Origin of the sequence: Wolbachia endosymbiont of Dirofilaria (Dirofilaria) immitis, assembly GCF_013365455.1 — a bacterium.
GTDB lineage: Bacteria > Pseudomonadota > Alphaproteobacteria > Rickettsiales > Anaplasmataceae > Wolbachia.
On record NZ_CP046578.1, the window covers coordinates 817,967 to 838,039 of the forward strand.

The 20,073-nt window shown below is 33.5% G+C and carries 15 protein-coding genes and 2 tRNA genes; 12 read left to right on the forward strand and 5 right to left on the reverse strand.

The window, feature by feature from the left end:
- Positions 1 to 503 precede the first annotated feature (503 nt).
- A complete protein-coding gene (locus GOY12_RS03230; RefSeq protein ID WP_175818611.1) occupies positions 504 to 2,078 on the forward strand; it encodes a penicillin-binding transpeptidase domain-containing protein in 1,575 nt (524 codons plus the stop codon).
- An 87-nt stretch (positions 2,079 to 2,165) separates the two neighbouring features.
- Complete coding sequence (locus tag GOY12_RS03235; protein WP_175818612.1) at positions 2,166 to 3,068, forward strand: WH2 domain-containing protein; 903 nt, start codon at positions 2,166 to 2,168, stop codon at positions 3,066 to 3,068.
- Between the two features lie 25 nt (positions 3,069 to 3,093).
- Here the strand turns inward: GOY12_RS03235 and GOY12_RS03240 are convergent, their stop codons facing one another.
- Entirely contained in the window at positions 3,094 to 3,336 is a 243-nt protein-coding gene (locus tag GOY12_RS03240; protein ID WP_175818613.1) for a hypothetical protein, read from the reverse strand.
- 125 nt (positions 3,337 to 3,461) lie between these two features.
- On the opposite strand from GOY12_RS03240, the gene proS reads away from it, so the two are divergent.
- Genes proS through thyX form a run of 4 tightly spaced genes read left to right on the forward strand, consistent with a single transcriptional unit; the run spans position 3,462 to position 7,323 of the window.
- The gene (proS, locus tag GOY12_RS03245) at positions 3,462 to 4,736 is read left to right on the forward strand and encodes a proline--tRNA ligase (RefSeq protein ID WP_175818614.1); all 1,275 of its coding nucleotides are present in this window, start codon (positions 3,462 to 3,464) and stop codon (positions 4,734 to 4,736) included.
- Between the two features lies 1 nt (position 4,737).
- Positions 4,738 to 5,115, forward strand: a complete 378-nt coding sequence (locus GOY12_RS03250) for a holo-[acyl-carrier-protein] synthase (protein ID WP_175818615.1) — start codon at positions 4,738 to 4,740, stop codon at positions 5,113 to 5,115.
- A gap of 57 nt (positions 5,116 to 5,172) precedes the next feature.
- On the forward strand, positions 5,173 to 6,450 hold the full coding sequence (gene murA / locus GOY12_RS03255) for a UDP-N-acetylglucosamine 1-carboxyvinyltransferase (RefSeq protein ID WP_175818616.1): 1,278 nt from the start codon (positions 5,173 to 5,175) through the stop codon (positions 6,448 to 6,450).
- A gap of 9 nt (positions 6,451 to 6,459) precedes the next feature.
- A complete protein-coding gene (thyX, locus tag GOY12_RS03260; RefSeq protein WP_175818617.1) occupies positions 6,460 to 7,323 on the forward strand; it encodes an FAD-dependent thymidylate synthase in 864 nt (287 codons plus the stop codon).
- A gap of 378 nt (positions 7,324 to 7,701) precedes the next feature.
- On the opposite strand, the gene GOY12_RS03265 is transcribed toward thyX, so the two are convergent.
- Both GOY12_RS03265 and GOY12_RS03270 read right to left on the reverse strand, forming a co-directional pair.
- Positions 7,702 to 7,890: a hypothetical protein gene (locus GOY12_RS03265; protein WP_175818618.1), complete on the reverse strand. Its 189-nt coding sequence runs from the start codon at positions 7,888 to 7,890 to the stop codon at positions 7,702 to 7,704.
- A 1,403-nt stretch (positions 7,891 to 9,293) separates the two neighbouring features.
- A tRNA-Val gene (locus tag GOY12_RS03270) sits at positions 9,294 to 9,366 on the reverse strand.
- Positions 9,367 to 9,520: 154 nt separating this feature from the next.
- Between GOY12_RS03270 and gyrA the strand changes: the two genes are divergently transcribed.
- Positions 9,521 to 12,223: a DNA gyrase subunit A gene (gene gyrA / locus GOY12_RS03275; RefSeq protein WP_175818619.1), complete on the forward strand. Its 2,703-nt coding sequence runs from the start codon at positions 9,521 to 9,523 to the stop codon at positions 12,221 to 12,223.
- 104 nt (positions 12,224 to 12,327) lie between these two features.
- Positions 12,328 to 12,927 carry a ubiquinol-cytochrome c reductase iron-sulfur subunit gene (petA, locus tag GOY12_RS03280; protein ID WP_175818721.1) on the forward strand — a complete coding sequence of 200 codons (600 nt, stop codon included), beginning with the start codon at positions 12,328 to 12,330 and terminating at the stop codon, positions 12,925 to 12,927.
- Between the two features lie 47 nt (positions 12,928 to 12,974).
- Here petA and GOY12_RS03285 read toward each other — a convergent pair whose 3' ends face one another.
- Entirely contained in the window at positions 12,975 to 14,126 is a 1,152-nt protein-coding gene (locus tag GOY12_RS03285) for a SurA N-terminal domain-containing protein (RefSeq protein WP_175818620.1), read from the reverse strand.
- A 231-nt stretch (positions 14,127 to 14,357) separates the two neighbouring features.
- On the opposite strand from GOY12_RS03285, the gene mnmE reads away from it, so the two are divergent.
- Together mnmE and GOY12_RS03295 are read left to right on the forward strand one after the other, a co-directional pair.
- On the forward strand, positions 14,358 to 15,725 hold the full coding sequence (gene mnmE / locus GOY12_RS03290; RefSeq protein ID WP_175818621.1) for a tRNA uridine-5-carboxymethylaminomethyl(34) synthesis GTPase MnmE: 1,368 nt from the start codon (positions 14,358 to 14,360) through the stop codon (positions 15,723 to 15,725).
- A gap of 48 nt (positions 15,726 to 15,773) precedes the next feature.
- Positions 15,774 to 15,861: transfer RNA gene (locus GOY12_RS03295), tRNA-Ser, on the forward strand.
- 34 nt (positions 15,862 to 15,895) lie between these two features.
- Here GOY12_RS03295 and tmk read toward each other — a convergent pair.
- Positions 15,896 to 16,507, reverse strand: a complete 612-nt coding sequence (tmk, locus tag GOY12_RS03300; RefSeq protein WP_175818622.1) for a dTMP kinase — start codon at positions 16,505 to 16,507, stop codon at positions 15,896 to 15,898.
- 112 nt (positions 16,508 to 16,619) lie between these two features.
- On the opposite strand from tmk, the gene GOY12_RS03305 reads away from it, so the two are divergent.
- Positions 16,620 to 17,192, forward strand: coding sequence for a thioredoxin family protein (locus tag GOY12_RS03305; RefSeq protein WP_175818623.1), 573 nt, complete (start codon positions 16,620 to 16,622; stop codon positions 17,190 to 17,192).
- 7 nt (positions 17,193 to 17,199) lie between these two features.
- Positions 17,200 to 18,918, forward strand: coding sequence for a monovalent cation:proton antiporter-2 (CPA2) family protein (locus GOY12_RS03310; protein ID WP_175818722.1), 1,719 nt, complete (start codon positions 17,200 to 17,202; stop codon positions 18,916 to 18,918).
- Positions 18,919 to 20,073: the final 1,155 nt, after the last annotated feature.

Sequence of the window (20,073 nt, forward strand, 5' to 3'; positions counted from 1 at the left end):
CAATAAAAAATCGTTGAGCAGCAGCAAATTTATTCCACTTATACTTGATGATTAGCCACTTAACAATAGAGTAGGCAATATTATCATCAATTGCCTGAAGAACTATGAGGCAAAAGAAACCATGTGTTAGGTAGAGTAAATCTTATAAAATTAGAGTTACTACCTTAAACGCCTTATAAGCACGTTTTAACCTGTACAGATAAAAAACCAATTTGTAAATGATATAAGATGTACATAGTACAAAATCAAACATAAAGACATCAATTACGTAATACTTCAGATTAAAAATAACTAAATATCCTCAGAAGATTAACAAAACTTACAAAGTAACTTTTGCAGTTTATATGAGCTACTTAGCTTACAGTTAATGTACGTTAAAATGACATTTTTGCATCCGACTGCTATAATATTTAACACACTACCTTTGTAACACGTATAGTTATGTGTCGAAGTCTCTCGGTCTTTTTCTATCCATATCACAAAGCTATGTTTAAAGAGATCCTATGCAAATAAAAAATAAAGTTTTTAACCGCAGGGTATTTATATTAGGTGGTATTCAACTTACTATCTCTGTAATCTTTAGTTGTAGGTTATACAATTTACAAATACAAAACAGACAAAAATATGAAGCGTTATCTGACAATAATAGGACAAGAATCACCACAATTATACCTAAGCGAGGCAGAATTTTAGACAGGAATGGTATAGAGCTTGCAGTAAACAAAATTTCTTATGTTGTCTTGTTTAATGGGCAAAAGACTTTTAGCAAAAAAGTCGATTTACAAACGTTATCAGAAATCGAATCTAAGATAGTAAAGCCATCAGAAATAAAAGTAACTGCTCTTTATAAACGTTATTACCCATTTGGTTCAATATGTTCTCACACACTAGGGTACACAAAAAAACAGCAAGATATGAGTGAAATGGGAGTGAGTGGCATTGAATATACATATGATAATATATTAAAAGGTGAACTAGGAAAGTCTAAGCAGGAAGTCAATTCTAAAAAACGTGTCATACGAGAATTGTTAAGCATACCACAGCAAGACGGTCAAGATGTGCAATTGACAATTGACATTGATTTGCAAAAGAAAATTGCAGAAATATTTAAAGATCACAAGGGCTCTATAGTTGTAATGGACGTAAACAACGGAGAAATTTTAGCATTATATAATTCACCTTCTTATGATAATAATCTCTTTACTAGCAGATTATCGAATGAAACTTTGGAAAGCCTAAATACTCCTTCATTACCACTTATAAATCGTGCACTATCATTCCAAATTCCACCTGGCTCAATATTTAAAATAATAGTTGCACTTGCAGGTTTAAAAGACGGAATAATCACCCCAGAAGAAAAATTCTCATGTAGAGGCCACATGAAAATAGGTGAACGGAGATTCCACTGCTTGCAAAGTAAAGTTCATGGATACATATCTTTAAATGAAGCAATCGCTCTCTCATGTAATACTTACTTTTATAATATAGGAAAAAAAATAAGTGTAGACTCCCTAGTAGAAACAGCCAGAAATTTTGGCATTGGTAGTGGTTCATTAATTGGAACGTTTAAGGAAGAAGCTCCAGGATTATTACCCGATAGAAATTGGCGTGCACGAAAATTATACTCAGAATGGTATTTAGGCGATACCATAAACTTAGTTATAGGGCAAGGATATTTACTTACAACACCACTACAACTTACAGTTCTTGCAGCAAGAATTGCAACAGGAAAAGAAGTCATTCCTCACATTGAAGCAAATAAACCAATACAAGATTTTTCCAACATTAATATAGATTATAAGTATCTTAGAATAGTCCAAAAAGCCATGTTTGACGCAGTGAATACTAAAACTGAAGCTTATAGAAGAAGGCCCACACTTACAGGCGGTACACAAATCGCCGGCAAAACCGGTACACCAGAGATAAACTCGAGGGGTGAAAGTCATAAATTATTTATCGCTTATGGACCTTATTATAATCCACGTTATGCAATCTCCGTATTCATAGAGCACGGCAAAACCCCACGCCAAGATGTTGCTATAGCTAATGGAATATTACAACACATGTTTAAAAAGTGATTCCTGTAAAGGATTAACTTATCCGTAAACCGTTGACAATCATTTACAGTTCGCTATCATTAGTATTGTGTTAATAGCGAGAGAAAAATGTATACATCCAATGCTACACTTTCAGAGGGTAGTGCAGATCACTGGAGGCTTATTAAAACTAGGTTAACCATATTTCAACCCTTAATTACTATTTTAACATCATCTGTACTGAGTTTTATAGCTGGTCAGTATCTTCCTTGTGTCACTGCGACAACTTCCAGTTCCAGTATAACCACAGCAGCCCCTTTAATAATTTTTACTATTTCTGCAGTTGTTACACTAGTTCTAGTAACGAACCTCATCAAACTCAGCCTTTCTAGAGTTTATAACAAAAAAGAAGTAGGTCTTAGCAAAGGAGTTCTTAATAAGGAACAGCAATCAAAAAAAATGATAAAAAAATCAGTGCTTGAAAGTGAACCAATTGGAGAAAGGTTAAATAAGACTTTCAAGAAACAAGGCAGTGGGGCACAGATAGAAGTTGTCAATAGTAGCATTAATTCAAATGGTAAATCAAGTGCATCATACACCCCTATACAGCTTTCACTAACACCTAGTACAGCCGTTCAGCAGACTGATACCATAAAACCATTACATAGCGTTGTTCCACCGTTTTCTTTTGCCTCAGGTTTAAATGGAATCCCTTTATCAAAAAGGACTAATAGTTCTAACATGCTTGAAGCCGGAGTTAGTAATGATATCAATCAAGAAAATAGTAAAGATATTTTACTCGAGCAGATAAAAAAAGGAGTTAAGCTAAGGCACACTAAAAATATAAATATACAGCAAAAGCAGCCAGGTACTACTAACCAAAATCAAGATATGGTTTTAGTCCTTAACATTGCACTTGCGCAGAGAAGAATAGCAATTAAGTCCTCAGATAGTGAAAGTGAGCATTTTAGCTCTAATAGCAGCTCAGGTTGGAGTACAGATGAAGAAAGACTGAAAAAAAAACGAGGCTAATAAAACACAGGGAGAAACCTACGCCTCAAGCTTTTCCATCAGACAATGAAAAAGGAAATAGAACTCCTGAAAGTGGGTATAGATCTGGTGATGATATCAAGCCAGAATTTGCATCATTATTACACTCTAAACTGAAGGCAGACAAGCCGTCTGTATCACCAAAGCCTACTAACTTACAAACAAGATCTAAAATTTCTCTTGTAAAGGAAGAGAATAGTGAAAATCCAGTTGGTAGTGAAATACAAGACCCATCTACTCTTTCTTTCAAGGAACGTATGAGTCGATTTGTAAATTAGAAGTAAAATAGAAGAGAACACACTTTCCCATCTTTAAAATAAGTTTACTAATAAATCTGATAGTATTAAAATCATTTAATACTATCAGATTTATTAAGTGCGCTTATCTAAATATTATCTACCAACTTTAAAAGAAATCCCTGCTAGTACTGAGATCATTTCTCATCAATACTCAATACGTGCAGGCTTAGTAAAGCAAACAGCATCTGGCATTTATTCTTGGTTACCACTTGGACTTTTAGTGCTTAAAAATATCAAAGGTATTATCAGAGACGAAATGGATAAGTCTGGTGCCATCGAAGTATTAATGCCTTGTGTACAGCCAGCAAATCTTTGGCAAGAGTCAGAGCGGTATAATGACTACGGCAAAGAGATGTTGCGCATTAAAGACAGGTATGAGAATGGTATGCTTTTTGGTCCAACTCATGAAGAAGTAGCAACTGATCTGATTAGATATATGGCAAAAAGTTACAAGAATTTGCCACTTTGTTTATATCAAATTCAGTGGAAGTTTCGTGATGAAGTAAGACCACGTTACGGTGTTATGAGAGGTAGGGAATTTTTAATGAAGGATGCATATAGTTTCGACATAGATTATAAAAATGCACTAAATTCATATAATTTAATGTATAAAACCTACATAAAAATTTTTAAGCGCATGGGATTCACTCCAATTGTAGTTAGAGCAAATACTGGGTTAATTGGAGGAAATTTAAGCCACGAGTTTCATATACCGGCAAGCATAGGCGAAAGCACCTTATATTATGACAATAAATTCCCTGAACTGCTAGAAAATGAAGATGTCGAAAGTTTAAAAAGCATATACGCAGTTACAGATGATATGTATCATCCTAAAACTTGCCCTATACCGCAAGAACAGTTAAGGATCAGCAAGGGCATTGAAGTAGGGCATATTTTTTACTTTGGGAATAAATATTCAAAGCCAATGAATGCAAAAGTTACCACACAAGATGGAAAAAATGTCAATATACATATGGGTTCATATGGCATTGGAGTCTCAAGACTTGTCGGTGCAATAATAGAAGCTTTCCATGATGATAAAGGAATTATCTGGCCAGAAACAATAGCCCCCTTCAGAATCGGGTTAACTAACCTACAAATAAAAACTAATGAATGTGTAGAGATTGCAAACAAAATATACAAAGCTTTGAAAAGCGATAAAGTGCTTTATGATGACACAAAAGGAAGCATAGGAGCAAAATTTGCTAGAATGGATTTGATAGGCCTTCCATGGCAGATAATTGTTGGAAAGAAAGCAGTAAGTAAAAATTTAGTTGAAGTAAAAAATAGAGTAACTGGAGAGATGGAAGAAACTCAGATTGAAGAAGCAATAAATCGTTTTAGCATATAGAATGATACGTGGTATTGGCATTGATATAGTATGTATATCAAGAATATTGAAGATACTGCAAAAGTACGAGAAGAAATTTCTCAATAAAATCTACACTAAGCAGGAAATAGAAGTAAGCAGAAAGTACAACAGTCAAAAAACACGTGCAAAATATTTTGCTAAGCGTTTTGCAGCAAAGGAAGCTTTCGTTAAAGCGTTAGGCAGTGGATTTAGCCAGGGCATCACAATGAAAGATATAGAAATATATAGTGATGTAAGAGGAAAGCCATATCTTACCATTGACAAGAATCTCATTTCCAAAGACTGCATATTACATCTTTCTCTAAGCGATGATGGAGATTATGCTACTGCGTTTGTTATAATCTGCAGTTATAGCTAGAGTTTGCCTTCTACTATTAATTTACTATACTTATTCGGTAAGGTTGAGTTTATTTAAATGCACAAAATACTAGTAAAGAGTAGACATAAGCCCTTAGTTGGAAAAATCAAGATTAACGGTTCAAAAAATGCTATCTTGCCGGTAATGGCCGCAAGCCTATTGAGTAGTTCTCCAGTCATTTTACACAATGTGCCAAATCTAACTGATGTGTATTTGATGTCTAAATTGCTTGAAAAGCTAGGAGCAAAGGTGAACTTTATATACAATAAAAACTATAAAGCAAATCATACTTTTGAAATTGATTGTAGCAACATCAATAATTATACAATATCACATGAAACTGGAAGCAGGCTACGAGCATCCTTTTTAACGTTAGGTCCGATTCTTAGTAGATTTGGTAAAATCATAACAGTCTTCCCTGGTGGATGTAATATTGGAAAACGCCCAGTTGATATGCACATCGAGGCGCTAAAAGTAATGGGAGCTAAAATTGAAATTGATGGCTGCAATATAATTGTAACAGCAAAAGGAAAGCTACAAGGGAAAGAGATTACATTTAAGAAGATAAGCGTTGGTGCAACAGAAAATGTAATAATGGCTGCAGTCCTTGCAGAAGGAGTAACAATAATAAACAATGCTGCAACAGAGCCAGAAGTTTTAGATTTAATAGAATTTCTAAAGAAAATGGGAGCTAATATTAAAATCAGCAATAAAAAGATTACAATAACAGGAGTTGAGGTATTAAATGGATGTGTACACAAAACAATATTAGACCGAATAGAAGCTGGTACATATGCATTAGCTGCTGTAGTAACTGGTGGTGAGTTAATATTAGAGGGAATAAATCTATCCGATATAAGATGTATTGCAAATGAATTAGAGCTAATAGGAGCTAGGGTCAAGTTACTTAATCAAGGTATCATTGTTTCTAGAAAAAATTGTTCTATTAAATCCATCAACGTTTCAACAGATTCATACCCTAATTTTCCTAGTGATATGCAACCACAACTCATGTCTGCAATGTGCATTGCTGATGGGATATCGATTATTGAAGAGAATATTTTCGAGAACAGATTTACACATACAAGTGAGTTGAGAAAATTAGGTGCTAATATAAACATAAAAAAAAATAAAGCCATTATAAGTGGAATAAAGAGCTTATATGGATCTAATTTATATGCTACTGACTTGAGGTCAACAGCGGCTTTGGTACTTGCTTCTCTGGTAGCTAATGGAGAGACTACGATAAGTAATCCACATCACCTATGGAGAGGATATGAAGTAATGCATGAAAAACTCAATTCATGTGGAGCTGATATTTCCATTTTATCTTGAGGGTATGTTATGAATGATGAATATTATTTAACTAAGCGAACTACAGTAAAAGAAATAGACAAAATTCTATACAAGAAATACAAAGTATTAGATCATGGATTTATTCGAGTAATAGATTATATGGGCTCTGACAGTGCTATACTACAAGCTGCTCGTGTCTCTTATGGAAAAGGAACAAAACAGATAAATCAAGATGAAGCACTCATAAAGTACTTGATGAGACATCATCATACAACTCCATTTGAAATGTGTGAAATTAAGTTTCATGTAAAGCTTCCGATTTTTGTTGCAAGACAATGGATAAGACACAGAACTGCAAATGTGAATGAGTATTCCGCAAGGTATTCAATACTCGACCACGAGTTTTATATACCAAAACCAGAACGAGTTGCAAAACAATCTGATAATAATAAACAAGGCAGCAGTGAAGCTTTTGACTCAAATACTTCAAAAGAAATAATAGACTCCATGATAAATGACTCCAATTTAGTATATTCTCATTATAAGAAGTTTATCGAACAGGAAGTTGCAAGGGAAATTGCTCGAACTAATTTAACGCTTAACTACTACACACAATTTTATTGGAAGGTAAATCTACATAATCTTCTTCACTTTTTGAAGCTCAGAGCCGATAAACATGCCCAATACGAAATCAGGGTCTATGCAGAAGTTATGTTGGGTATAATAAGAGAATGGGTCCCACTAGCCCACAGTGCTTTCGTTGAATATTGCTTAGAGTCGGCTTATATTCCAAGAGCTAGCCTAAAAGTAATCCGTAAGCTGATTAAAGGAGAAAATGTTACTAGAGAAGAAAGTGGAATTAGTAAAAGAGAATGGGACGAACTAATGTTCATGCTTCATAAACAGCCTTGAAAATTACGCATCATTTTTCTCTATCAGCTAACTTTAGCTAGTTCATGTCATATTAGCTCATCACCTTTATAGAACATCTTATTAAAATCACTTATAGTTCCAAAATCCTAGCCTTTAATAAATAATTATTCGCAATATAAGCTTCAGAAAGAATAACCTGCCTTTCATCAAGATTAGAATCCTATATATAAACTTTATTATACAAAGCAATCACTTCTTGATCATAATCATATTTTTCAGTAATATACTGACTATTTAAGTTTTGATAAAAATTATCCATATCTTGATTTTAAGCCTTGTAAGCACTGCCTCATACTTTTCCATCCCATAAGACTTCCTACCCTGATTTTCAAATGGTTAGTTAAATCTTCCCCTATATTATTCCTTCATATTACCTATAATACTTATTATAGCAGTTTCCTTCTGTTCATCCTTATTTTCTTCAACTTCTCTTTTCTGTTTAAACTTAATTTCATTTTCTATTAAAACTTTTTTGTTTATATAGCCATCACTAAGTGTGATTTTTGCATTTACCTGATAGTTACCTTTCTCAGATTTGTCAGACAACCTTTAAGGTAACTCATTACACTAAAGTATGGCTTACCCGTTTAGATATTTATCATAGCTTAACTTAATTCACATATTAAATAAAACCAGCTTTCGAGTTCAAGATAAGAACTTTTACTGAGAACAAAAAATAAATCCTTACAGTCAAGCAGTATATCATAGCTAGAGGCAATACAATGTAAGCACTCACTGTCTTGATACTCCGCCATGTAATACTTATATCAAGGATTACCTCACCACCTCCCTTATCAAGCTGCAAAACTGCTGTGGAATGTCCGTTACCCATACCATACCATGGCCTTCTATTACTTTAAACAAGGTAATCTCACCTTTTTCTATAAGCTCTTTTAACTCTTTATTCTTTTGATTTAATTCTTCTTCTACTTTTCTTTCCCCTCTTATTAATCTTGTTTCTCCTTTAACTACTTTGCTTTATATCGTAAGAATATACCTTATGTGATTAAGCCGCTCTTGTTACTTAAAAAAGCATTTAATATATTCTAGGCGATCAATGATAATTCACCTTTGTCATCAAAACTTTTTCCTGTGCTCTATTATAGAGATTAGGGTTATAAATTGCACACAGAGGGCAAAATCCATAATCTACTATCGTTTCCTTACCTAACTATATCCCCATTGAGAATCAATAATGATTGAGTGAAGATTAGAAGTCAAATATCTCCCATTATCACCATTAATATATAGCCCACTTCTCCCATCAAGTTCACTATATTTGTTATAATAGATATAGAAATTTTCATAATTAAGATTAAAATAATCATCTAGATTATCAAACTGAACTGTACTGTTAAGCCTCTAACACAAAAGGTTTTTGCTTTCATTCGCAAGCTTTACACGCGCAGAAAAGTAACATTGGTCTATAGGCTCACCTTTTTCTATCTCAAAGTTCAAAGTAATTATATCCTTAATCATTAATGTCCTACACAAATTGCATAAACCCATTCATCATCTATGTATACATAAAAAATATGTTAAAGTTAAAATGCTCTTATACATAGGCAAGGTAACTGCAATTTTGTTATGTTAGCACGTACTGTACAACTGCATAAACACTTACTTCTATTAATATTAAGATAACTCTCCCTCTCCCATAAGCAAATGATATATCGTCTAGTGCTTATAGGCTTGTTACCTTCTAGCTCAAACAGATATTATATATTATGTGATATCATAACATTAGCAATAATTATGTAACAATATATCTATATTAATATTAAAGCTTACTATCTTTTTTAGAATTTTATCTACCTTTTTCTAAAAAATAGAGATCCGTAGAAAGAAAATAGAAAAAACTTTGAATAAATAATTAGATACAAAAACAGTATACATAGCGTGCTCACAGGTTATTACTCAGGTACTATAGTTGTCAGAATTAACATTAATGGGCAATGACAGACTTGAACTGCCGACCTTCTCGGTGTAAACGAGATGCTCTACCAGCTGAGCTAATTGCCCCTTTTAATAGTTTAAAGCAACTTTAAAACATAATTCTACAGCTCAATATCGCTATTGTAAACAAAAAGCGGAATCAAGCACAGCCTGGTTTCTAGTTGACCACTTGCTCAACTAAATGTTAGTATTGGAATTAACTTAATCAAAATACAAAAAAATGCAAAACAATATAGTGCCAGTTTCAATAGTAAAAGAACTGGAGGATTCTTATCTTTCCTATGCAATGAGCGTAATTATAAGTAGAGCTATACCTGACGTACGAGATGGGTTCAAACCAGTTCATAGACGCATATTATATGCGATGTCAAGAGCTGGATACGATGCTGGTAAGCCATATAAAAAGGCTGCTCGTATAGTCGGAGATGTAATGGGAAAATATCATCCACATGGTGATATGGCTATTTATGATTCCTTAGTTAGAATGGCCCAAGACTTCTCTCTGCTTCTACCACTTATTGATGGACAAGGTAACTTCGGTTCAATAGACGGCGACCCACCAGCTTCGATGCGATACACAGAAGCAAGGCTTCACAGAATGTCACACTTTTTATTGAATGATATTGATGAAGATACGGTTGACTTCAAGCCAAACTATGATGGGAATGAAATAGAGCCTGTCGTGCTGCCTGCAGAGTTTCCAAATTTATTGGTAAATGGTGCTAGTGGCGTTGCAGTTGGCATGGCAACTAACATCCCTTCTCATAATCTTGGAGAGATAATTGATGCTTGTATATTATATATAGATAACCCCAAAGTTACCCTAGATGAGCTACTTGAAGTTATACCTGGACCAGATTTTCCAACTGGTGGAACGATTCTTGGCAAATCTGGTATAAGATCAGCATTTGCCACAGGTCGAGGCTCAATTGCTATGCAAGGCAAAACCCATATAGAAAACCTACCACAAGATAGACAAGCAATAATTATTGATGAAATACCTTATCAAGTAAATAAAGTAAAACTAATTGAAAAAATAGGTGAGCTTGTAAAAGAAAAGAAAATTGACGGCATAACAGGAATTAGAGATGAGTCTGACAAAACTGGTATTAGGATAGTAATTGATCTTAGAAAAAATACTGCAGCAGACTTTGTATTGAATCAAATACTGGAACTTACTCCTCTAAGAAGCAGTTTCAGCGTTAATACTTTAGTCCTCAATAATAACAGACCTGCTTTAATGTCATTAAAAGAAATCATAGCTGCTTTTATTGATTTTAGAAAAGAAGCCATAACAAGAAGAACAGAATTCCGTCTAAGAAAAATTAGAGAAAAAGCTCATATATATATAGGGCTCTACATTGCAGTCTTGAACATAGATGAAGTGATAAAAGTTATTCGCGCTGCAAAAGATCCTGAAGAAGCAAGCAAAGAGCTTTTGAATAAGAAATGGAAAACTTCAGCTGAAATAAACATAATTGTTGAACTAATTTCAGATAGTATGATCTTTTTGAAAAATAGAGCATATAGATTAACTGGTCTGCAAGCGAAAGCCATTCTTGACATGAAACTACAGCGTTTAACAGGCCTTGAGAAAGATAAATTAGAAGATGAGTTAAATTTAACAGTCAACTTAATAAAAGAATACACTGCTTTTCTTGGCTCAGAAGAAAAATTGATGCAAGAAATAAAAAATAATTTACAAGAAATAAAGAACAGATTTGCTGTATCACGAAAGACTGTAATAGAAGAATCAGATACAGATATTGAAGCCGAAGATCTTATTCCACAAGAAGATATGGTAGTAACCGTAACCATGAATGGTTATATCAAACGCGTGAAGCTTTCTCACTATAGAACACAGCGTCGTGGTGGAAAAGGGAAATTAGGACAAGGATTAAAAGAAGAGGATGTAACTACAAAATTATTTGTTGGAAATACCCATACTAGTCTCTTATTTTTTTCCAATATTGGTCGAGTCTATAGATTAAAAGTTTATAAATTACCCCTAGCAGAACCAACTGCACGTGGAAGAGCACTTGTTAATATATTTCCTCTTACTGATGGTGAAACAATTACCAACATAATGCCGTTGCCAAGTGAGAGCGATGAAAATCAGAATATAATTTTTGCTACTGCTCATGGAAACATAAGACGTAACTCCTTAGCAGATTTTCACTATATTCCAAGTAATGGGAAAATAGCAATAAAACTCGATGAAGGAGATAAACTAATATCGGTTAAAGTATGTAATGAAATTGATCACGTTTTACTTTCAACAACATTTGGAAAAGGCATTAGATTCGTCGTAAGCGATGTACGTCAATTTAAAAGTCGTAACTCAGATGGCGTAAGAGGAATAAAACTTGCAAAACATGATAGCGTGATATCCATGACTATACTAAATGGTATAGGCGCTGCAACAGAAATAAAAGAGCTTTACTTAAAAGTTCCACTCGCAAAAAGGCTGGAAGCTGCAATCAGTAGCTCTATTAATTCTAAATTAGAAAAGATCCTCAATGATTTAGGAATAGATAATGAATTATTCTTAAAACTCGCAATCAACGAAGAGTTTATATTAACTATAACTGAAAATGGCTTTGGCAAAAGAACTTCTGCATACGAATATAGAGTAACCAGTAGAGGTGGTGTTGGTATTACCAATATTCTTACTACTAGTAGAAACGGTAGTGTTATTGCTAGCTTTCCAGTCGAGCAGGGTGATAATATAATGCTCATTACAGATAAAGGAAAGTTAATTCGAATTTTGGTTAATGAAATCAGAATTACAGGACGTAGTACTCAAGGGGTCACTTTATTTAAAACAGAAAATAAAGAAAAAGTGGTGTCAGCAGCAAAAATTGAAGATCATAGCTCCACTGAAGATAGCATTTCTGAAATTGAAGACTCTATTTCTTCTTAATCGTAGTAATACATAAGCACAGCTAAAAGTAAAAAATCCAAGTTTCTATTGATTAATTTACAGTATTTAGATTAAAATATAGGATGGTAGCCAAACAGAAATTAATGGACAAGAAATTAACTAAAAATAAAAACCCGCAAGTAGGAAAGGAGAACAAAAAAACATTTCCTGTTAAAGACTCTACGAAAGGTAAGAGTAGAAGGGATTTCATAACATTAACTACATGCGCTATGGCAGGCATAGGAGCTGCAAGTAGTTTTTGGCCATTGATTAAGTCTATGAGCCCTTCTGCTGAAGTCTTAGCTATGTCCACAGTCGAGGTCAATTTAACTAATATTCAAGAAGGACAAGAAAAAAAAGTAAAATGGCAAGGTAAACCAGTGTTTATTCGCAGACGTACAAAGCAGGAAATTGAGATTGCAAAAGCTGTTGACATAAGAAACCTAAGAGACCCTGAACTAGATGAGCAAAGAGTACACAAGGGGAAAAGTGAGTGGTTAATTATGATAGGAATATGTACCCACCTTGGGTGTGTTCCAATCAATCACGCTACAAAAGATGGCAACGGCTGGTTCTGTCCTTGCCATGGTTCATATTATGATACATCAGGTCGAGTAATTGGAGGGCCTGCACCAAAAAATATGGCTATACCTAATTATTTCTTTCTAAGTGAAAATGTTGTGGTGATTGGTAAGAAAGCTTAATTAATATTAACAATTGTTATATTTTAACTCCAAGTAATCTCCGTACCTCAGTTATATTGATAACTAACAGCTACACTTTTACGCATACTCTCTAGTAACAAATTGCTTTGTGTTATAATCTTTTGCTGATATATCTGCTGTTTAACTGCTTCTATATTTGTCACATTGTTTTTAATACCACACAACATTATTAATTTTATAACACTATTTTCTCTAAATCTTACTATTTCATTCATACCAGTTTTACTAAATAAAGCCTGTAAATCAGGATTCAAGCTCCTTACTTTTATTTCAAATTCCTTTGGGTTTGGCAGCTTAAGACCACCTGCAAATTCATCAAAATTTAAACAACTTACCTTTTGTCTCTTAAGATCGTTTAATAAATCTTCTGAGTCTTTAACCACAACCTGTTTCAATTTTAAAGTGCTTTCCAACAGTGCATAACCAAGCTGTACTTTATCTACCACTTTTATAATAGAATATCCTTCTCCACTGAAATTGACTGGTCCTGTTACATCACCAATTTCCAACCCTTCTAGAATACTTCTGAGATTACCTTTCAGATGACTTAAATTAACTGTTGTTTTACGCATTCTTACCGAAGATTCCGGAACAAAGTCATTACCACTATTGCGTAATTTTTCCACTAAATCCTCAGCCATGCTATAAATATTTTTGTCTCTCTGGCTAGAAACTATAAATTCCTGGAACACAACAAGATAATCTGGCTTTTCTATCTGCTCGCGTGCATCGTTTATTTCATTATCACTTATATCAATAAATGGTGCAATTTTTATTTCAATGATTTTACCCCACAACAGTTGACATTCTATCTGCTTCTTTAAAAGACTAAGGTCTATGTTATGCTTTTTTACATACTGATTAACTTCATCATCTTTAATTTTAAAGCTTTGAGTTAAAAATAATATGGTAGCGTCATCTAACTCTTCACTACTCAATTTTATATTTAATCTTTTTGCCTCATTAATAATGATAATTTCATCTACTAACTGACCAAGAATTTGAAGCTTCAGTTCCTTTCTATCTTTGGCGTTGGACAACGAATCTATCAAACTAAGGCGTTTTTCAATATCTAAATTTGAAATTGGTATACCATTTACATCTGCAACAATTTTAATCTCAATTGCAATCAACTTAATTGGCAACATCATTAACAATAAGATTAGCGCTTTACGCATAAACAAGATTATCTAGTTAACAACCAATTTTATAATAAATATTGAGTTAATACTAGCTAATAGGTACCTTCTAAAGATTACTCTTATAGTATATTCATAAATACTTTAGCTTGTTAACATACCAACATTATATTAATATAAGTTAATAGGACAAAAATTTTGAGCACTCTCAAATTGAGTATTTCAAATTTCTTATAGGAAAATCACGCTAAGAAGTAAATTAGTTCATATATGATCAATAGAGATGAAACCATTTTCGCTTTATCAACTGTATTTGGCAAGTCAAGCGTTGCAGTAATCAGAATTTCAGGTAATCATGCACTTAAAGTTTTAAGTCACTTTCAGATTAAGAAAAACATTAAGCCAAGGTTTGCTACTTTAGTAGATTTATATGACAATTCAGGTCAATTGATTGACAATGGAATAGTAATTTATTTTCCTGCTCCTAGTAGCTTTACCGGCGAGGATATTATAGAGTTACAAGTGCATGGAAGCAAGGCAGTCATAAAAATAATTCTGGAAGAATTATCAAAAATTTTTGTCATGGCTAAGCCTGGAGAATTTTCACTCAGGGCTTTTCTAAATTGCAAACTTAACTTAACACAAATAGAAGGGATCGCAGACTTGATTAATGCTGAGACAAGAATGCAAGCTAGACAAGCAATTAGGCAATTGTCAGGAGAATTAGAGAAATTGTCTAACAGTTGGAGGCAGAGATTAATAATAATACAATCCAAAATCGAAGCATATATAGACTTTCCAGAAGATATCGCAATAGAAAGAAATGAACTGGAAAAAATCAATAATGAAGTGCAAGCTCTTGTGCAGTCAATACAAGCACATCTAAATGACAATAGACAAGGTGAAAGGTTGCGTGATGGTTTACATATTGTAATAACTGGTAAACCAAATGTTGGTAAATCAACACTATTTAACTTCCTTGCCAAACGTGATATCGCTATTGTCTCTGAACATGCAGGCACAACAAGAGACGTGCTTGAAGCTCATATTGACATTGGTGGGTATCCAATCATCCTTTCTGACACTGCTGGAATTCATGAAAGTTTAGATCCAATAGAATCAGAAGGTATAAGTCGAGCAAGAAAAAAGTCTTATGAAGCGGATCTGAGAATAGAGCTATTTGCCTATAGTCCTACTGTTATTCAAACTAGAATTCAGAAACGCATTCTAATATCAACCACCCTTATGGAATCAAACCAAGATAACACTATTTACGTGTTAAGCAAAGCTGACGATATCACAAGTGATCATGATATAAAGATTAATGGCATAGATTTTTTACCTATCTCCATTTTAAAAGGAACAGGTACAGAGAGATTAATCTCTATAATCAAGGAAAAAGTAGAGAAAAAACTTGGTTATGATAGAGAAGATACGCCTGTAATTACCAGACAAAGACACAGAAATTGTATGCAGAGAGCCATAGAACACTTACAACGTTTTAGTATAAACAATCCAGTCGAGATAATGTCTGAAGATTTAAGACTTGCTGTATCTGAACTTGATACGATAACAGGAATTATTAATGTTGAAGAAATATTGAATAATATATTTAACAACTTTTGCGTGGGCAAGTGAAATTTTATAGATTGCTTGGAATCAAATATTGTGGTAAAAAAAAGAGACGGACGGATGGCCGAGTGGTTTAAGGCACCAGTCTTGAAAACTGACGTACGTGGCAAGCGTACCATGGGTTCGAATCCCATTCCGTCTGTATATTATTCGATCACTAAATTAAGGTTCCTAATTTAAAAGAAACCAATTCTTGGGAGGATAACCTTATCATAAATTTCACTATACACTTGATTATTGTCTTTAGCTTCAATGTGAGTAATAATATAGCATCTCTTGTTTTTTTTTAGTGCTATTTCTTGAAATCCTTTTCTAACTTTATCATAAAAGCAGATATCCATCTCTTCATATTTATTTTTATCCTTTGCCCTGCTTAACCCAACTTGAACATCAATATCTAGAATAAATGTAATATCTGGGTATCTAATTTTCACTAACTCATGGAGATTCTCTATCAATCTCAAGTCAATACCTAACCCATATCCTTGATAAGCAATCGTCGAGTCAATAAACCGATCACAAATCACTATCTTCCCTTCTTTCAGGGCCGGCAATATTAATTTTTTCATATGCTCATACCTCATTGAAACAAATAGTAGAAGTTCAGAGATAGAATCAATACTATCTCTCAAAAGCATTCCTCTTACCTTTTCTGCAAAGCTAGTTCCGCCTGGCTCTCGGGTTAGTATGACACAATTTTCACCACGAATTTGCTTAAGACTATTTGCAAGTAACTCAGATTGTGTTGTCTTGCCAGAGCCATCCACCCCTTCAAATGTTACAAACATAAGTTCTACAACTGAAACGCTAAAAAATATGCAAACCAGTATACATAGGAATCATTTGACATTTAAATAATAAGATTATAAACTACACATGATATATAACTCTCTTTAGCCTATGACTGCACTGAATACTCCGAAGGTAGATTTAAATTTTACTGCAAAGAGTTTTAATCTTCTAGGAATAGACAACAAATACTATACATTAAATGACTGTCGCGGTAAAAATGGCCTTATTATAATGTTTATATGCAACCACTGTCCCTATGTTCAATCAATTATTAGTGACCTAGTAAGCGACGTTGATCTATTAAAAAAAGGTTATCAAGTTAACACTGTTGCAATAATGCCAAATGATACAAATAAATATCCAGAAGACTCATTTGAAAATATGATCAATTTTGCTAAGAAAAACAAGTTTACATTTCCATATCTAATTGATAGTACACAAGAAGTAGCTAAAGAGTATGGCGCTGTTTGTACCCCTGACTTTTTTGGCCTTAACGCTAATTTAAAACTTTGCTATCGTGGACGCTTTAACGATACAAAAAAAGAAAAAGTTCAAAACTATAAAACAGGGAGTAGCGATTTATTTCAAGCCATGAAATTTATTGCGGAAACTAGCAATCCCCCAGTTAATCAAAAGCCAAGCATTGGCTGCTCAATCAAGTGGTCTGATTCCAGAGGTTAAATATCTCATGCACGGCAGCTCTCAGTATTTATTTGATATTATAATTTTACTTTCTGCTGCTGTATTTATAGTTATAGCATTTTGGAAAATGAATATTAGCCCAGTGCTTGGTTATTTCGTTGCAGGTGCATTGATTGGTTCTCATGGATTTAATCTAATACATTCAGCTAAAGCAATGGACAATTTTGCAGAATTTGGTGTAGTTTTTCTATTATTTATTATAGGCCTTGAATTGACATTCGAACGCCTTATCGCAATGCGTATTCATGTATTCGGATTTGGCTCTCTTCAAGTTATAGTTACCATGATAGCAATATGGTGCATTGCTCTTGCCTTTGAAGTGAACACAAATATGGCAGCAGTTATTGGTGGCGGGCTTGCATTGTCTTCAACAGCAATAGTATTGCAGGTCTTACAAGAAAAAGGCTCTCAAGCAAGTCAAGTTGGCAGGTTATCGATAGCAGTACTATTAATGCAAGATTTCGCAGTAGTACCTTTAATAGTATTAGTTCCCTTACTCACCAGTAATTCTGGAAATAGCCTAATAAGCTCGCTAATAGGTTCATTAATACAAGCAGCTATTGCGTTAGTACTTATATTTATAACTGGTAGGTTGTTACTTAGACCCTTATTTTCAGTTATTGCTAAAATGGAAAGCAATGAGGTTTTTATATCAACAACACTTCTAATAATACTAGGAGCAGCATTTATTACCGAGCAATTTCATTTATCAATGGCACTGGGTGCATTTGTTGCTGGGCTATTAGTTGCAGAAACAGAACATAGGCACTCAGTAGAACACGCAGTGTTACCATTTAAAGATCTATTTCTCGGCTTATTTTTCATGACTGTCGGTATGTCAATCGATATTGACCTTTTACTTAGCAAATTACCACTAATCACACTATTATCAGTCATCCTTATTGTCTTAAAAACATCTATGATATATGTATTGTGTAGGTTCTTCGGGTTTAGAAGTGCACTTGCTATACAAGCTGGGTTATTGCTTGCACAAGGAGGTGAATTTGCATTTATTCTATTTCGTTTAGCAAATGAGTTAGATGTACTACCAAGTGAAATCGCTCAGGTGCTTATGATGGTAACTACAGTAACTATGGCTTTTACTCCTCTTTTATCAGGACTTGGGGAGTGGATAGCAAACTCATTTAGCACTGAAAAAGTAATACTAGATGATGAAGCGGTTGAAACAGATACACAAGATCTTTATAACCATGTAATAGTTGCTGGATTTGGCAGAGTAGGGTATATGGTAACAAAAATGCTTACTGCAGAGCACTTAAGTTATGTTATAGTAGATATTCAATCAAAAATAGTCAAAGAAGGGAAAAGTGATAGCTTTCCTATATATCTTGGAGATGCTACAAGATATGAAATTTTGAAATCAGTAGGCATAGAAAGAGCCCAAGCTCTTGTGATCTCAATAAAGAATGAAGTAACTATAAAAAAGATAATTTCTCTAGTCGCAGCAAATTTCCCGCATGTAAGTATCATAATACGCTTACCAGATCTGAGCAATGTAGAGGTTTATAGAGGTTTAGGAGCTAGTAAAATTATTCCCGAAACATCTGAAATGGGACTGCAATTAGGTGGTGCAGCATTAAGCTTAAGTGGAATTAGTGAAAGTGGAGTCGCGTCTTTAAAAAACAGATTTAGGAAAGGCAACTACAGCATGATAAAGGATATTAGTAGCGATACAGACGAATGATATTTCTTCGATTCTCCTCTATTCATTATTCAAGTTTGTATCCAAATGAGTCTCAATATTACTATATAGCTATGCAAACATAGCAACATTAAGGGAAAATATATATTAAAAATGCAGGAACTATTTGATAAATTTGCCAGCTTTCCTAACATAATAATTAAAATATTAGTACCATCTTATGTTTTAATAAAATTTCTAGGGTGTGTTTTACAAAGATAAAATGCACCTACATAGCGCTTAAGATAGTATAGAAGCGCTAATACTAAAAATAGATACTAGTTGGTAGTTATCTTTCCCTACTTAGTAAACTCATTAAATATTTAAGCAACACTTATAAACTAGCAAAACGTGTCATTTCAATAACTTAGAAAGGTATCATAATATAGCTAAGACTGATATCCAGAAACTTGATTGCCAGCAAACACACTAAACTGATAAGCATAAAAAGTATGCTGTATCCCAATGTTAACTACTCAAATGGCAAGGAAAAGATTACTAAGATGAAGAGCAGTAATACAAGAAAATAATTGTTTTTTATAATGCTACAGAGTACAGTATTCTCTATAAGTTTTTATACACCACACTGACATTTCTAAAATATCAATTAGCACATTTATACAATATGAGACAAGCAGAAAGAATAAATTCTAAAGAGTATATAATAGAGTCATGGACTTCTCATGTAGCCATATAGTACTCCATATATAAGCAAATTGGTAAGCTCTTCGCAAAGTCAAAGCAGTATTAAAGATACTTTCTTTTAAAACACTGTATCATTAATGATGAAGATGTAAAAAAAGGATAAGATAAGTTTACTTACCCCGATCTACGTAGCAATAATATTAACATAATACATAATAAAGAATAAATGACTCTAGTTAACTCTAATCTCACAGAGCCCACTTTTTTTTAATTTATCAGACACTTATATTAGTAATAAAGATGTAGAAGTTTTAGCTATGTCAGATTGATAAACCTCGAATAGTTCAACTTACTTAATAATAAAATTGACAAGGAAAGCAAAGAAACTTTAGGAAAAATTATATAGAATCTGGCTAAATAATAATAACAATATTCTGGGATAGGAGAAAAAAAGCATCTCTACAAATAACTAACAACAATTATGCAGCTTTTAGAATTAACGATTATACTATC

Coding starts and splice junctions, on each gene's coding strand:
- GOY12_RS03250 (WP_175818615.1), top strand. CDS start 4,738: ATGATACGTGGTATTGGCATTGATATAGTATGTATATCAAGAATATTG.
- gyrA (WP_175818619.1), top strand. CDS start 9,521: ATGCAAAACAATATAGTGCCAGTTTCAATAGTAAAAGAACTGGAGGAT.
- GOY12_RS03285 (WP_175818620.1), bottom strand. CDS start 14,126: ATGCGTAAAGCGCTAATCTTATTGTTAATGATGTTGCCAATTAAGTTG.
- murA (WP_175818616.1), top strand. CDS start 5,173: ATGCACAAAATACTAGTAAAGAGTAGACATAAGCCCTTAGTTGGAAAA.
- GOY12_RS03305 (WP_175818623.1), top strand. CDS start 16,620: ATGACTGCACTGAATACTCCGAAGGTAGATTTAAATTTTACTGCAAAG.
- tmk (WP_175818622.1), bottom strand. CDS start 16,507: ATGTTTGTAACATTTGAAGGGGTGGATGGCTCTGGCAAGACAACACAA.
- GOY12_RS03310 (WP_175818722.1), top strand. CDS start 17,200: ATGCACGGCAGCTCTCAGTATTTATTTGATATTATAATTTTACTTTCT.
- mnmE (WP_175818621.1), top strand. CDS start 14,358: ATGATCAATAGAGATGAAACCATTTTCGCTTTATCAACTGTATTTGGC.
- GOY12_RS03235 (WP_175818612.1), top strand. CDS start 2,166: ATGTATACATCCAATGCTACACTTTCAGAGGGTAGTGCAGATCACTGG.
- petA (WP_175818721.1), top strand. CDS start 12,328: ATGGACAAGAAATTAACTAAAAATAAAAACCCGCAAGTAGGAAAGGAG.
- thyX (WP_175818617.1), top strand. CDS start 6,460: ATGAATGATGAATATTATTTAACTAAGCGAACTACAGTAAAAGAAATA.
- GOY12_RS03230 (WP_175818611.1), top strand. CDS start 504: ATGCAAATAAAAAATAAAGTTTTTAACCGCAGGGTATTTATATTAGGT.